Below are 13,822 nucleotides of genomic sequence, written 5' to 3'. Positions count from 1 at the left end.
CCCATGGGCACAGGACATGTGCAGTCTATGCAGCGAGAGAGATCGTGAATCCGAAGGGTTACCCGATGACAAGCTCGCCGACCACGCCGACCACCCCGCTCCCGGCCGCCGCCCGGCCGCTCCCGGCGGTCCGGCTGCGCGTGCCCACCGACGAGGACGCCCTCGCCTGGCACCGCGCCTTCGCCGACCCCGACGTCATGGAGTTCCTCGGCGGCCCCGCCGAGCTGTCCGCGTACGAGGAGTTCACCGCCCGGCAGCGGATGCACGACGCCCGGCTCGGCTTCTGCCTGTGGACCCTGCTGGACGCGGACGGCGAGGTCATCGGCTTCACGGGCGCCCAGCCGTGGCCCGAGGAGAAGGCGTGGGGGCCGGTCGGCGAGATCGAGGTCGGCTGGCGCCTGGCCCGCCGCGCGTGGGGCCGGGGGTACGCGTACGCCGCCGCGCTGACCACCCTGGAGCGGGTCCGCGCGGCCGGCGTCCCCCGCGTCGTCGCGATGGTCGACGACGCGAACACCCGCTCGGCGGCGGTGGCCGAACGCCTCGGCATGACCCTGGAGGAGGTCTACCCCCTCCCCGGGGGCCGCCGCACCGGCCGCCGCTACGCCCTCGCGCTGTGAGCCGCCGGCCGGAGCATCAGAAGACGGACAGTCCGGTCAGGGTCGTGAACCGGTCGAGCGCGGCCACGCCCGCCACCGAGTTGCCCCGCCTGTCCAGGCCGGGGCTCCACACGGCGAGCGCGTACCGGCCGGGCACGACCGCGACGATCCCGCCGCCCACCCCGCTCTTGCCGGGCAGGCCCACCCGGTAGGCGAAGTCGCCTGCCGCGTCGTACGTCCCGCAGGTCAGCATCACCGCGTTGACCTGCTTGGCCTCGCTGCGGGTCAGCAGCCGCGACCCGTCGGCGCGCAGCCCGTGCCGGGCCAGGAACAGCCCCGCGCGGGCCAGGTCCGCGCAGCTCATCGCGATCGAGCACTGCCAGAAGTAGTGGTCGAGCAGGGCCGGAACCGGGTTGTCGATGTTCCCGTACGAGGCCATGAAGTGGGCCAGCGCCGCGTTGCGGTCGCCGTGCTCGTGCTCGGAGGCGGCGACCTCGGCGTCGAAGGAGACGTCCGGATTGCCGCTCTCCGCACGCAGGAACTCCAGCAGCTCGCTGCTCGCGTCGCCGGTCAGGGTCTGGAGCCGGTCGGTGACGACGAGGGCGCCCGCGTTGATGAACGGATTGCGGGGGATGCCGTTCTCGTGCTCCAGCTGCACCAGCGAGTTGAACGGGTTGCCCGACGGCTCCCGCCCGACCCGCCGCCACAGGCTGTCGCCGCCCTCGGCGAGCGCCAGGGCCAGTGCGAACACCTTGGTGATCGACTGTGCGGAGAACGGCACCTGCCAGTCCCCCACCCCGTGGACGTTCCCGTCGAGGTCGGCGAGCGCCATGCCGAAGTGGCGCGGGTCCACCTCGGCGAGCGCGGGGATGTACTCGGCGGGCGTGCCGCTGCCGATCAGCGGTGCGACGTCCGCCGCGATCCGCTCCAGCAGTCCCGCGAGGTCCTGGGCTCCGGTGTCCACCGCCGCCGCCACCGCCGACTAGGCCTTGAAGCCGCGGTGCAGGGCGACGATGCCGCCGCTGAGGTTGCGCCAGGCCACCCGGGACCAGCCGGCCTTCTGCAGCAGCGCCGCCAGCGCGGGCTGCTCCGGCCACTCGCGGATCGACTCGGCGAGGTACACGTACGCGTCGGGGTTGGAGGACACGGCCCGCGCCACCGGCGGCAGGGCGCGCATCAGGTACTCGGTGTACACGGTGCGGAAGGGCGCCCACGTCGGCTGGGAGAACTCGCAGATGACGACCTGCCCGCCGCGCTTGGTCACCCGGTGCATCTCGCGCAGCGCACCCTCGGTGTCCTGGACGTTGCGCAGCCCGAAGGAGATCGTCACGGTGTCGAAGACGCCGTCGGCGAAGGGCAGGCGGGTCGCGTCGCCGGCGGTCAGCGGCAGCCAGGCGTGGCGCTTCTTGCCCTCGCGGAGCATGCCGAGGGAGAAGTCGCAGGGGACGACGTACGCGCCGGTCGCGGCGAACGGCAGCGAGGACGTCGCGGTCCCCGCGGCCAGGTCCAGCACCTTCTGGCCGGGGCGGGCCGCGACCGCCCGGGCGACCTCCCGGCGCCAGAGGCGGGCCTGCCCGAGGGAGAGCACGTCGTTGGTGAGGTCGTAGTTCGCCGCCACCCCGTCGAACATGGAGGCGACTTCGTGCGGCTGCTTGTCCAGGGATGCGCGGGTCACTGGCGTGGGCCCCTCAGGTGGTCCGGAGTTCGTACTCCCCCATCCTCTCAGGCCGCCCGCACCCGCCGCGGCGGGCCCCGCCCCGCCCCTGCGCCCCGGGTGGGGGCGCAGGGGCGGGGCGGGGGCCGGGGCAGGGCCGGGGTGCGGGCCGACTGCCCGCCCGCGCCCGGGCGTTACCCGCAAGTACTGGCCCCGAGGACAGTTACGCGGAAGCGGTGCGGCAGGGTTTACTGGGGCGGCGCGGCCCGGTGACGGTCACCACCCGCGGGTCCCCGACCGCCCGGCGCGGCCCGGAAAACCATGCGGCAGCCGCGAGCAAAGGGCTTCAGCATGCCGGCAGGCCGCAGCGCCACGGGCCGCACCACCACCCGACGCCGCACCCCGGCGGCGTCCTCCGCACCCCGCGGGCCGCGCGCCCGCCGCCGCGCCGAGCGGCGCAGGCGGCTCCGCCGGACCCTCCTCGTCTCGGCAACGGCCGTCGCCGCCGCGGCCGCCCTGTGGACCGCCTGGCCGTCGCCGGAGACGGCGACCGTCGCGGACCGCCGCGCCGCCGGAGCGAAGCCCTCCGGCGAACCGGACACCTCCACGCACACCGAGGACGGCGGCGCCTCCCGCTCCTCCGGCTCCGGCGGCCGCAGCCCCGCCGCGCAGCCCTCTCCCTCCGCCTCCCCCTCGCCGCAGCCCTCCGGCAAGGCCGGTGCCGTCCCGGCCTCCGGCGACGGCGCCTTCACCCCCTCCACGCGCACGGGTCAGCCGCAGGGCAAGGGCCCCGCCCGCCGCTGGCGCGTCGAGGTCGAGGGCGGCAGCGGTATCGACCCGAACACCGCCGCCCAGGCCGTCGAGGCGATACTCGGCGACAAGCGCGGCTGGATCCGGGACCCCGCGTACGGCTTCCAGCTCGTCGGCGCCGGGCAGCCGGTGGACTTCACCGTGAAGATCGCCACCCCGAAGACCACCGACCGGCTGTGCGAGGTGGTCACCCCGGAACTCGTCGGCGAGACGAACTGCCGCGCCGGGCATGACGTCGTCGTCAACCTCAAGCGCTGGCAGGAGGGTTCGCCGCAGTTCAAGGGCCCGGTGGAGGAGTACCGGGCGCTGATCGTCAACCACGAGGTGGGGCACGAGCTGGGCCGCGGGCACGAGTCCTGTCCGGCCCCCGGCAAACCGGCGCCGGCGATGATGCAGCAGATCAGGGGACTGTTCGGCTGCGTTTCGAACGCATGGCCCTACAGCGAAAATGGAACCTACTTGTCCGGTCCAGCCGTCCCTTAGAGCGGGGAGAGTCGGTGAGTCGACCGTCCGGGCCGTGACGGCCGGGGGCGAGGAGTGGAAACGTGCGTGTCGTCAGCTTCAGCGTCCCGGCCTGGTTCCCGGCGTACGGGAGGGAGGCGACGGCCCGCCGCTCCGAGGTACAGCTGACGGAGCAGGAGTCGGCCGTGTTCCTCTGCCTGGCCACCGGCGCGTCGAACGCCGAGCTCGCGGGCGAACTGCACCTGTCCGTCAGCACGGTGAAGTTCCACGTCCACAACATACGGGCCAAGCTGGGCGGGATCAGCCGCCTCCAGGCCTGCCTGTTGGCCGCCCTGGCCCGCGAGGAGGGGACGCTCAGCGCCGGCGGTGCAGCAGCCGTCCCCCGATGACGGTGGCCACGCACGCCGCGGACCCCGCCTCGCGCAGGGATCCGGCCTCGGCCGCGAACACCGCGAACCGGGCGCGGCCGCCCGCCGCCACGACCCCGTGGAAGGCGTCCTGAACGTCCGCCAGGCCCTCGAACGGGTCCGGCGACGCCGCCCTGCGCGGCCCTTCGCCCGCGGCCGGAGGCAGCAGTTCCAGGCCCGAGCGGGCCACCGCCGTCCGCACCGCCGGGACCGTCAGCCGCCCCGCCACCGCCACGACCCCGCGGGCCAGCAGCTTCTGCGTGGCGCGCCGGGCGCTGTTGCCGCGGCGGGCCTCCGTCAGCCCCAGCGCGGCCAGCTCCGCGGCCCCGGTGACCGGCTCGGTGCCCAGCTCGTCCGCCTCGAAATGCCCGTCCGGGTGGTACGCCTCCTCCAGCAGCTCCCGCGCCCCGTGCACCACGAGCCCCGGCGCGAGCAGGCCGGGCCAGCGCCGCACCCGCGCCTGCGGGCGGCCCGCCGCCAGGTCCTCGTACGGGCCGACCGCGGTGATCCGGCCGCCGTCGACGAGGACCGCCCCGCCGGGCAGCGGTTCGGCCCCGCGCCCGGTGACCAGGGCGTCGGCGCGGTGCAGCGTCAGCACGGGCGGGTCACTCGGCGGAGATGAGCTTCAGCTCGGGGTGGGCGGTGCCGCCCTCGATCGCGACGGACGAGATGTGCGAGACGACGCGGTGGTCGACGGGGTCGTCCGCCGGGTCCGTGTGCACCGCGAGGTGCTCGTAGGTGGTGGCCCGCTGGGCGGGGACGCGGCCCGCCTTGCGGATCAGGTCGATGATCTCGTGCCGGTTGGAGCGGTGCTTGGCGCCCGCCGAGGAGACCACGTTCTCCTCCAGCATGATCGAGCCGAGGTCGTCCGCGCCGTAGTGCAGAGACAGCTGCCCGGCCTCCTTGCCGACGGTCAGCCAGGAGCCCTGGATGTGGGCGACGTTGTCGAGGAAGAGGCGCGCGACCGCGATCATCCGGAGGTACTCGAAGACGGTCGCCTGGGTGCGGCCCTTGAGGTGGTTGTTCTCCGGCTGGTAGGTGTACGGGATGAACGCCCGGAAGCCACCCGTCCGGTCCTGTACGTCGCGGATCATCCGCAGGTGCTCGATCCGCTCGGCGTTGGTCTCGCCGGTGCCCATCAGCATGGTGGAGGTGGACTCGACGCCCAGCTCGTGGGCCAGCTCCATGATCTCCAGCCAGCGCTCGCCGGACTCCTTCAGCGGGGCGATGGCCTTGCGCGGCCGCGCCGGCAGCAGCTCGGCGCCGGCCCCGGCGAAGGAGTCCAGGCCGGCCGCGTGGATGCGGCGGATGGCCTCCTCGGCGCTCACCCCGGAGATACGGGCCATGTGCTCGACCTCGGACGCGCCGAGGGAGTGGATGACCAGCTGCGGGAACGCCTCCTTGATCGCGGAGAAGTGCTCCTCGTAGTACTCCACGCCGAAGTCCGGGTGGTGGCCGCCCTGGAACATGATCTGCGTGCCGCCGAGCTCCACGGTCTCCGCGCAGCGGCGCAGGATGTCGTCGAGGTCGCGGGTCCAGCCCTTCTTCGTGTCCTTCGGGGCCGCGTAGAAGGCGCAGAACTTGCAGGCCGTCACGCACACGTTGGTGTAGTTGATGTTCCGCTCGATGATGTACGTCGCGATGTGCTCCGTGCCCGCGTAGCGGCGGCGGCGCGCGGCGTCGGCGGCGGAGCCGAGGGCGTGCAGCGGGGCGTGCCGGTAGAGGTCGAGCGCCTCCTCGGCGGAGATCCGGCCCCCCTCGGCGGCGCGGTCGAGGACAGACTGGAGAGCGGCCTGGTCGGTCACCGGTGCGTCACCCTTCGGCGGTGTGTCAAGAGGTCCGGACCGATCCAGCGTACGCCAGGGCCCGGAACGGGAAATCACCGGATGCGCGTCAGGTCCCCCTCGGGGTTTCCGGCGGCCGCGTCGCCCGACTTGTAGTGCAGGGTGCCGTTGTCGTTGAGGGAGAAGCGCTCGTCGGAGGAGCCGTTCGAGCAGATGCCGGGAGCCGGGTTGGGGCCGCCCGAGGTGTCCAGGACCAGCGAGCGGTCGGTCGCGGAGAGCAGCTTCCAGTCGCCGCTGCAGTCCGTGCCGATCAGCGGCAGGACGGACTTGTCCCGGCCGACGACCTCGCCGGTGCGGCCCGCCCGGATGGTGATCTCGAACTCGGCGGGGACGCCCATCCGGGCCGTGGTCACCGTCCCCTTCCACGTGCCCACCAGCTCCTTCGGGACGTCGGCGCGCGCCTTCGGCGCCGACGTTCCGGGCGTGGCGGGGCCCTCGCCGGAGGCGGACGGCGGGCGGGCGCCCGCGTCCTGGCCGCTGCCGCCGCTGCCGGGGAGGAGCCCCAGCCCGTACAGCCCGCCGGAGACCGCCGCGACGACGGCGGCCGCGGCGAGGACCACGGAGCAGCTGACGCTCCGCCCGGCCGCGGTGAAGGCGAGCCTGCGCCCGGACCCTGCCGCCCCGGTGGCTGGGCCGTCGCCGGCGGCGCCTCCCGCACCGGCGCCGGAGCCGGCGGGGGCGCTGCGCGGCCCGGGCAGCCCGCCGCCCGCGGTCTGCGTCGGCGCCCCGTACGGACCCGCCGGCGCGCCGTACCCGGAGCCGGCCGGGCCGCCGTACGAGGCGTCGGGCGCCCCGAAGCTGCCCGCGGCGGCCCCGTACCCGGGCGCGGTGAACGGGACCGGGCCCGAGGCGGCCTCCTGCGGGCCTGGCTCCCCGGCCTCCAGGTCGAGCAGGGCGACGGCCGCCCGGCTGGCGTCCTCCAACACGGCCGCGGGGAGCCGCCCGGGGGCGAGCAGCGCGCCGTCGAAGGCCTCCGCGACGGCCTGGGGTGCGGGCCGGGCCGCGGCGTCCTTGGCCAGGCACGCCTCGACCAGGTCGCGCAGCGGGCCGGCTGGGACGGCGCCGAGGTCCGCCGGCTCGTGCACCACCTTGTACAGCAGGGTCGCCGAGTTGTCCCCGCTGAACGGGGGCCGGCCCGTCGCGGCGAACGCCAGCACCGCGCCGAGGGAGAACACGTCGGAGGCGCCGGTGACACCGCGGCCCAGGATCTGCTCGGGCGACATGTAGCCGGGCGAGCCGACGGAGACGCCGGTGGAGGTGAGGGAGGCGGTGCCGTCCGTGGCCCGGGCGATGCCGAAGTCGATCAGGCGGGGGCCGTCGAGGGTGAGCATCACGTTCGACGGCTTCACGTCGCGGTGGACCAGCCCCAGCGCGTGGACGGCGGACAGGGCGCGGGCCAGGCCCTCGCCGAGGGCGCGCACGGCCGGCTCGGGCAGCGGCCCGTGCGCGGCGACCGCCGCGCCGAGGGACGGCCCGGCGACGAACCCGGTGGCCACCCACGGCACCGGCGCGTCGGGGTCGGCGTCGAGGACGGGCGCCGTCCACTCCCCGCCGACCCGGCGGGCGGCCTCGACCTCGCGCCGGAACCGGGCGCGGAACTCGGTGTCGGCGGCGAAGTGCGGGTGCACGACCTTGACCGCGACCGTACGGCCGCCCGCGCTGCGGCCCAGGTAGACGCGCCCCATGCCGCCCGCCCCGAGCCGCCCCAGCAGCCGGTACGCGCCGATGGTCCGCGGTTCGCCGGCTTCGAGCGGCTGCAACACGTCCCCTCCCCCGTGGTCGGGGCCCGCCGGGCCCCTCTGCTCGCTTCGTGTGCTGATCCCCAGCCGCCACCTTAGGGCTTGCCGGGGCGGATCCGGCGGGCTCACGCCGGGCGGGGCGGCGGCCGGTATTCCCGTTCCGGCGGGCCGGGGCGGGGGCGGATTGACCGGGGCGGGCCCGGGCCGTGTGAATGGCGGACGAATTCCCGATAAACGGATCACGCCGCGGAGATCACGGACCGCGCCCGGACGGGAGGACCGAAGCGGAAGGGGAGCGGAACCGGAGCGGAAGGAGGACAACCGCCCGGCAAATCGATCACATCAGCCGATCAGAATTTCAGCAGCTCCACGGCCACGTCCGCCGGATAGCCCGTCGAGGGCCCCGTGCGGCGCGCGAATTCCCGTACGCCCGCCAACTGCTCCGGGCCGAAACGGAAGTCGAGCGTGGTGAAGTACCGCTCCAGCAGAGCGGCGTCGAAGGCCTCCCAGCGGGCTGCCTGCTCGGCGACCTTGGCGACCTCCTCCAGGGAGATGTCCCGCGAGTCGAGGAACGCCTCGTGCACCTGCCGGACCACGGCGGGCTCACGCTCCAGGTAGTCCTTCCGGGCCGCCCACACGGCGAACACGAACGGCAGCCCCGTCCACTCCTTCCACATCCGCCCCAGGTCGTGGACCTCCAGGCCGAGCCGCGGCGCGTCGTGCAGCGAGGCCCGCAGCGCGGCATCCCCGATCAGCACGGCCGCGTCGGCCTCCTGCATCATCAGCCCCAGGTCGGGCGGGCAGGTGTAGTAGTCGGGGCGCACCCCGTACTGCTCGGAGAGCAGCAGCTGGGCCAGGCGGACGGAGGTGCGGGACGTCGAGCCGAGCGCGACGCGGGCCCCGTCCAGCCGCTCCAGCGGCACCTGCGAGACGATCACGCAGGACATGACCGGGCCGTCGCAGCCGACCGCGAGATCGGGGAACGCGACCAGCCCGTCGGCATTGCGGAGGAACTCCACCAGCGTGATCGGCGCGATGTCCAGACGGCCGCGGACGAGGTGCTCGCTCAGCTTCTCCGGCGTGTCCTTGGTCAGCTCCAGGTCCAGCAGCGTGCCGGTTCTGGCCAGCCCCCAGTACAGGGGAAGGCAGTTCAGGAACTGAATGTGGCCCACCCGGGGCCGGTTGCGATACACGTCCACATCGCGAGACTAGCTGGCGGCCCCGCGTCAGCCTTCGCGCGGGTCTCAAACGTCCGGGTGACGTGATCTTTCCCTCTGGTCTCGGCCGCGGTCTGCGTGCTAGGCTCGACGCAAGTTGCAGTTTGGTTTCCCTTGCAGTACGAGGCCTGCGGAGAATGTGACCCGCAGGCTTTTGTAGTTTTCAGACTTCTTAGCAGGTTCTGGAGCAGGGCGACCCTTTGGCCCATATAGGAGGGCTCATGGCTACCGGAACCGTGAAGTGGTTCAACGCTGAAAAGGGCTTCGGCTTCATCGCCCAGGACGGCGGCGGCCCGGATGTCTTCGTCCACTACTCCGCGATCAACGCGTCTGGCTTCCGCTCCCTCGAGGAGAACCAGACCGTGAACTTCGACGTCACCCAGGGCCCGAAGGGCCCGCAGGCGGAGAACGTCACCCCGGCCTAATCGCCCGGGGCCAACCATCGCGGTTGGAAAGCACCACCCAAGGAGCCCTGCCTCTCCCGCACGAGCGGAGAGAGGCAGGGCTCCTGCCCTTTCCGGCGGGCGACGGCGGCAGCAGGCGGAACGGCGGCCCCGGTGGTGGGGGTGGGGAAACGTGACGGCGGCCGCCCACCGCCGTCACGGGGACGGGGCGGACGGCCGCCGGCCGTACGGTCCGACTACCGCCGGGCGGCGGTCGCCGCCGGGGTCTCCGGGGCCGTGGGTGCCTTCGGCGCGGGGCTCTCGCCGGACTCGGCCTTCGCGGTCACCTTCAGCTCCAGCAGCAGCACCACGTTCTCCTTCGTGGTCAGCCGCAGGTGGTAGGTGCCGGGGGCGGCTCCGGCCGTCAGCAGCTCGGGCAGTGCGATGACGCCGTCGGCACCCGACGGGTCGAGCTCCACCCGGAACAGCTTCTCGCCTTCCTCGGCGCCCTTGAAGTACGGACCCTTGGCCTTCGCCGGGTCCACCGGCACCCACGCGCCGGCCTCGTTCTTCTCGACGAGCGCGGCGGTGGCCTGCGTACCCGCCACCGGCTTGCCGGCGGCCGTGGCCTTCACCTCGACGCCCTTCAGCGGCGTACCGGCGACGACCTCCAGCGGCTTGTCCGCGCCCGTACCGGTCCGCGCCAGCAGGTCGGCCACCGGAGCCGGCTTCGGGTCGACGGTGCCGGTGAAGTCCACCGTGAACCGGCGGGTGGTGTCGTAGCCGGAGGCGCGCAGGGTGAACGTGCCCGCCTTCGCGCCGGCCTTCAGGCCCGGCGCGGCCGCGATGCCCTGTGCGTCCGTCTGCACCACCAGGTGGGAGCGGCCCTCCGTCCCGAAGTGGGTGCCACCGGTGGTGTCCTCCTCGACGGCGAACACCACGTGCTGGCCGACAGCCGGCTTGCCGTCGCTGAGCAGCGCCTTGACGCGCGGCACGGCGGTGAACGCCGTACCGGCCTCCGCCTTCAGCGCGGCGCCGTCGACCGCCTCCAGCTTCGCCAGCTGCGCGGGCGCGGGCTTCTCCGGCTGCGGCTTGGGCTTCTCGGGCGTCGGCTGCGGGGTCGGCGTCGACGGCTTCGCGGGGCTGGTCGTCGGCGTCGACGGCTTCACCGGCGTGGTCGGCCGCGGCGTCGGGAGCACCGGCGTCGTCGGCGTCGGGTACGTGCCGACGGGCGGGTTCGCGACCTCGGTCGCGCCGCTCTGGTACTGGCGCATGTAGCCGAGCACCGTGTTCACGTACTCGCGCGAGTTGTTGTAGCTGAGGATCGCGCGGTCGAGCTGCGCCTGGTCGGACAGGTTGCGGTCACCGGCGCACAGGTAGAGGCCGGCGCCGAGCGCCGCGTCGTAGATGTTGTTCGGGTCGCGCTTGGAGTCGCCGCTGCCGTCGGCGCCCCACGTGGCCCACGTCGAGGGGATGAACTGCATCGGGCCGACGGCCCGGTCGTAGGCGGTGTCGCCGTCGTACTCGCCCTTGTCGGTGTCCTTGATCTCGGCGAAGCCCTGGCCGTTGAGCTGGGGGCCGCGGATCGGCTTCTCGGTGTAGCCATCGGCCTTGAGGCCGTACCCGGAGGCGTGGACGGACTCCACACGGCCGATGCCGGCGAGCAGCTGCCAGGGCAGCTTGCAGTTCGGCAGCGCGGCGGCGACCGCCGTCTCGGCGCGCTTGTACGCGTCGAGGGCGGTCGCGGGTATCCCGCTCGCCCCCTCGCCCGCGACCGCCCCGCCGGCCGGAGGCACGGCCGGGTCGGCGACGTCCTGCGGCAGCTCGAGCCGGGCGTCACCGCGGTCGGTGGCCTGGGGGCTGTCCGGGGTCGGCTCGGACTCACCCGCGTCGGCGGTCGGCGGGTTGGTCACGACGGCGGCGGTCGTGAGACTGGCCGCGAGCGCGGCCGTACACAGGACCTTGCGCGAAGTGTTGACAAGGTGGCGGTGAAGCGGCTTCACAGTGCGGCGATCCCCCCAAGGCGGCCGGCAAGTTGTACGGCGGGTCGAGCCGTGAATATTCACTGTCTATCAGGTATTCCAAGACGACTCACCGCCGCCCCGGCACTTCCATCACACCATTCGTCTCGTCTTCCACCCCGCAACGGACAGAACGCCCAGGAGGCAGCGGGGCCAAGGGGATTTGGGAGGATTCGGGATGTACGCGGGGAGGCGGAAGGACAGGAACCGCGCTCTCGGAACCGAAGACGCGTCGACGGAGGCGGGCGAGAGCGGAACCCGACGACTCGGGGTCGGTTGGCACCGGGGGTGTCCCGGCGGCTGCGGCAGGGGATCTCACACCGTCGTCGGTGTGGCTCGCAGGCCGCCGAGCAATGCGGCCAGGTAGCGGTGCGCGGTGTCGATCCGGTCCGCGGGAGCGCTGCCGTGCACCTGTACGGCGTAGGCGATGCCGCACATGAGCGGGACCAGATCGGCTGCGGCCAGGTCGGGACGGACCGCCCCGGCCGCGCGGGCCCGGTCGAGGAGTGTGGTGCCTGTCGACCACAGGGACTCCTTGAGCTCCGTGGTGCGCGGCAGGGCGTCGACGGAAGCGGCGGCAACCGGCGCCAGGGAGGCGTCGGTGACCTGCGCCTCGACGGTGCGGGTAAGGAAGCTCTCCAGCGCCCGCCAGGCGTCGGTGTCGGCCAGCGCCTGCCTGCCGTGGGCGGTCAGGGCCTCCAGGCGGGGGGTGGCGACGGTCTCCAGCAGCGCCTCGGGCGTGGCGAAGTGGCGGTAGACGGTGCCGACTCCGAGTCCGGTGCGGCGGGCGACGTCGTTGAGCTGCAACGGCGCGCCCTGGTCGACCAGTTCGCGGGCGACGGCCACGATCCGGTCCCAGTTGCGGGCCGCGTCCTTGCGCAGTCGTGTCGTCGTCATGGGGACATGTTAACCGGATGGACGATCCGGACCCCGCCGCCCGCACCGGGGCCGGGCCTGGTCAGGGCGCCACGAGGGGCGCGTGCTGCCGGCTGAGTCGGCGCACGGCATCGGCGACGCGGGGGTCGGTGGCCGTGCGGAATGGCGCCGCCGGGCGCGCCGTGGCACCGATGACAATGCCGGTCCGGCCCGCGAGGGACTCGTCGGTGGCGGCGATGATGGAAGGCCTTGCGGCCTCGGATGCCGGGCCTGCGGTGGAGCGTTCGAACTTGCGGCGCACCAGCGGCCACAGCAGCCGCAGAGCCGGTGAGACGATCTTCGGGTCGGTCAGGGTGCCGTTGGTCATGTCGGTCGCGGCACCTCCGGGGTCGGCGGCGAAGACCGAGACGCCCGTGCCGTCGAGCCGTGACGCCAGGTCGAGCGTGTAGGCGAGGTTCGCGAGCTTGGCGCGGCCATACCAGTGGAAGCCGTAGTAGCCGCCGGGCGGCTCGACGGCGTCGAACACCCGCTTGGCGACACCGACCGCACCCGAGGTCACGTTCACGATCCTGCTCGGCGCACCGGCCGTGAGCGTGGGCAGCAGCAGTTCCGTCAGCAGGTACGGCGAAAGGTGGTTGACGACGAACGACGCCTCCACGCCGTCCAGCTCCCGGCGATCCGCGAACATCGCCCCGACGTTGTTCACCAGCACGGTCAGCGGTTCGCCGGAGGCGGCGTGGTCGCCGGCTATCCGGTCGGCGAGCGCGCGCACGCCGTCGAGCGAGCCGAGGTCGGCGGGCAGGAACCGGGCAGAGCGCGCCGGGTTCACCGCACCGATCCGGTCGACCGCCCGGGCGCCTCGGTCGGCACTGCGCCCGACCACGGTGACCGAGAATCCGGCGGCAGCCAGTCCCAGAGCCGTCTCCAGGCCGATGCCGGCGGTCCCGGCCGTGACCACAGCTGTCTTCCCCATGCGTTCCTCCACCCCGGCAATTCGGATAGGTCATCCGCTTATTGGCGACGGTACCACAAGCGGATGCCTCATCCGCTTGTGGTGGCAGACGGGGCTGTGCCGCCCGGACGAAGCGCTCGCAAGCACCAGACCCCGAAAGCCCTCAGGGGGCGGGCGCGGCGTGGTCCTGGAGCAGGCCCAGGCCCGAGGTGGATGCCGCACGCGAGCGGGTCGAGCGGGCCCGCGGGAGGCGCTCGTGTCGGTGCCGGCCGAGGAGAGCCCGGCGGATACGCCGGTTTCCGTGCCGCCTGGTGGTGAGACGGCTACTGCCGTGGATCGGGCGAGAGGCTGTGGCGGCCGGGCATGGGCAAGGAGGTGCTCAGCGTCCAGATGATCACCCGCTGCCGCTCGAAGGAGATCCGGTTTGCCACAACGCACTCAGCGGCTGGGGCGGGGCGGCAGTCGCCACCGGGGCGCCGTCGGTTCGGCGGCTGGCTGCACCCTGCTGGCTGCTGTGGTGGATCGCGAAGCGCCCCAGCCCGCTTCCCGCCCTCCACCTCCGGCGGACGGCCGCCGGACGCTGAGCCGAGGACGCCCACGTAGCGATCCGACGCGCCCGTGTCCGCGGATGACGCCCTGGACATCATTTCGCCACGTCACAGGCCACCCCGCTGCCGCCGAGGGGTCTGCTGATGCCGGTGGGGCGAAAGGGGCCCGCTGGGCGGGAGGGAAGCGACTCTGATGGCCCTGAATGGTCCAGCTACCCCCAGGCCGTTCCCCTGGGGGCGTCCCGGCAGAAAAAATGCCTCCGGGGCGGGTCGGTCGGTCAAGGGTGGCCCGCAAGGGCCATCGCACCGCGAC

13 protein-coding genes are annotated in these 13,822 nt (G+C 73.6%); 4 read left to right on the top strand and 9 right to left on the bottom strand.

Annotated elements, in window-relative coordinates:
* Nucleotides 1–65: 65 nt before the first annotated feature.
* Nucleotides 66–617 carry a GNAT family N-acetyltransferase gene (locus tag ACZ462_RS28425; protein ID WP_467807073.1) on the top strand — a complete coding sequence of 184 codons (552 nt, stop codon included), beginning with the start codon at nt 66–68 and terminating at the stop codon, nt 615–617.
* Nucleotides 618–633: 16 nt separating this feature from the next.
* On the opposite strand, the gene ACZ462_RS28420 is transcribed toward ACZ462_RS28425, so the two are convergent.
* Together ACZ462_RS28420 and ACZ462_RS28415 are read right to left on the bottom strand one after the other, a co-directional pair.
* On the bottom strand, nt 634–1,560 hold the full coding sequence (locus ACZ462_RS28420; RefSeq protein WP_467807072.1) for a glutaminase: 927 nt from the start codon (nt 1,558–1,560) through the stop codon (nt 634–636).
* 18 nt (nt 1,561–1,578) lie between these two features.
* Entirely contained in the window at nt 1,579–2,271 is a 693-nt protein-coding gene (locus ACZ462_RS28415) for a demethylmenaquinone methyltransferase (RefSeq protein ID WP_467807071.1), read from the bottom strand.
* A gap of 330 nt (nt 2,272–2,601) precedes the next feature.
* Here ACZ462_RS28415 and ACZ462_RS28410 point away from each other — a divergent pair, with 330 nt between their 5' ends.
* Together ACZ462_RS28410 and ACZ462_RS28405 are read left to right on the top strand one after the other, a co-directional pair.
* Nucleotides 2,602–3,543 (top strand): DUF3152 domain-containing protein, encoded by a 942-nt coding sequence (locus ACZ462_RS28410; RefSeq protein ID WP_467807070.1) that lies wholly within the window; start codon nt 2,602–2,604, stop codon nt 3,541–3,543.
* Nucleotides 3,544–3,605: 62 nt separating this feature from the next.
* Nucleotides 3,606–3,911, top strand: coding sequence for a response regulator transcription factor (locus ACZ462_RS28405; RefSeq protein ID WP_467807069.1), 306 nt, complete (start codon nt 3,606–3,608; stop codon nt 3,909–3,911).
* Here ACZ462_RS28405 and ACZ462_RS28400 read toward each other — a convergent pair.
* The 4 genes from ACZ462_RS28400 to ACZ462_RS28385 form a co-directional block, all read right to left on the bottom strand.
* Nucleotides 3,877–4,527, bottom strand: coding sequence for an imidazolonepropionase-like domain-containing protein (locus tag ACZ462_RS28400; RefSeq protein WP_467807067.1), 651 nt, complete (start codon nt 4,525–4,527; stop codon nt 3,877–3,879). The genes ACZ462_RS28405 and ACZ462_RS28400 overlap by 35 nt on opposite strands.
* Before the next feature lie 7 nt (nt 4,528–4,534).
* Nucleotides 4,535–5,734 (bottom strand): cyclic dehypoxanthinyl futalosine synthase, encoded by a 1,200-nt coding sequence (gene mqnC / locus ACZ462_RS28395; protein ID WP_467807066.1) that lies wholly within the window; start codon nt 5,732–5,734, stop codon nt 4,535–4,537.
* A 74-nt stretch (nt 5,735–5,808) separates the two neighbouring features.
* On the bottom strand, nt 5,809–7,533 hold the full coding sequence (locus ACZ462_RS28390) for a serine/threonine-protein kinase (protein WP_467807163.1): 1,725 nt from the start codon (nt 7,531–7,533) through the stop codon (nt 5,809–5,811).
* A 329-nt stretch (nt 7,534–7,862) separates the two neighbouring features.
* The gene (locus ACZ462_RS28385; RefSeq protein ID WP_467807065.1) at nt 7,863–8,711 is read right to left on the bottom strand and encodes a menaquinone biosynthetic enzyme MqnA/MqnD family protein; all 849 of its coding nucleotides are present in this window, start codon (nt 8,709–8,711) and stop codon (nt 7,863–7,865) included.
* A gap of 239 nt (nt 8,712–8,950) precedes the next feature.
* Here ACZ462_RS28385 and ACZ462_RS28380 point away from each other — a divergent pair, with 239 nt between their 5' ends.
* Nucleotides 8,951–9,154 carry a cold-shock protein gene (locus ACZ462_RS28380; protein ID WP_030012116.1) on the top strand — a complete coding sequence of 68 codons (204 nt, stop codon included), beginning with the start codon at nt 8,951–8,953 and terminating at the stop codon, nt 9,152–9,154.
* Between the two features lie 215 nt (nt 9,155–9,369).
* Here ACZ462_RS28380 and ACZ462_RS28375 read toward each other — a convergent pair whose 3' ends face one another.
* From ACZ462_RS28375 to ACZ462_RS28365, 3 genes are all read right to left on the bottom strand, one after another.
* Nucleotides 9,370–11,115 carry a lytic transglycosylase domain-containing protein gene (locus ACZ462_RS28375; protein ID WP_467807063.1) on the bottom strand — a complete coding sequence of 582 codons (1,746 nt, stop codon included), beginning with the start codon at nt 11,113–11,115 and terminating at the stop codon, nt 9,370–9,372.
* Nucleotides 11,116–11,448: 333 nt separating this feature from the next.
* Nucleotides 11,449–12,030, bottom strand: coding sequence for a TetR/AcrR family transcriptional regulator (locus tag ACZ462_RS28370; protein WP_467807062.1), 582 nt, complete (start codon nt 12,028–12,030; stop codon nt 11,449–11,451).
* Between the two features lie 61 nt (nt 12,031–12,091).
* A complete protein-coding gene (locus ACZ462_RS28365) occupies nt 12,092–12,982 on the bottom strand; it encodes an SDR family NAD(P)-dependent oxidoreductase (protein ID WP_467807061.1) in 891 nt (296 codons plus the stop codon).
* Nucleotides 12,983–13,822: the final 840 nt, after the last annotated feature.

Source organism: Streptomyces sp. NPDC031121, from assembly GCF_055570615.1.
This window is presented reverse-complemented; position numbering and strand designations above follow the sequence as displayed.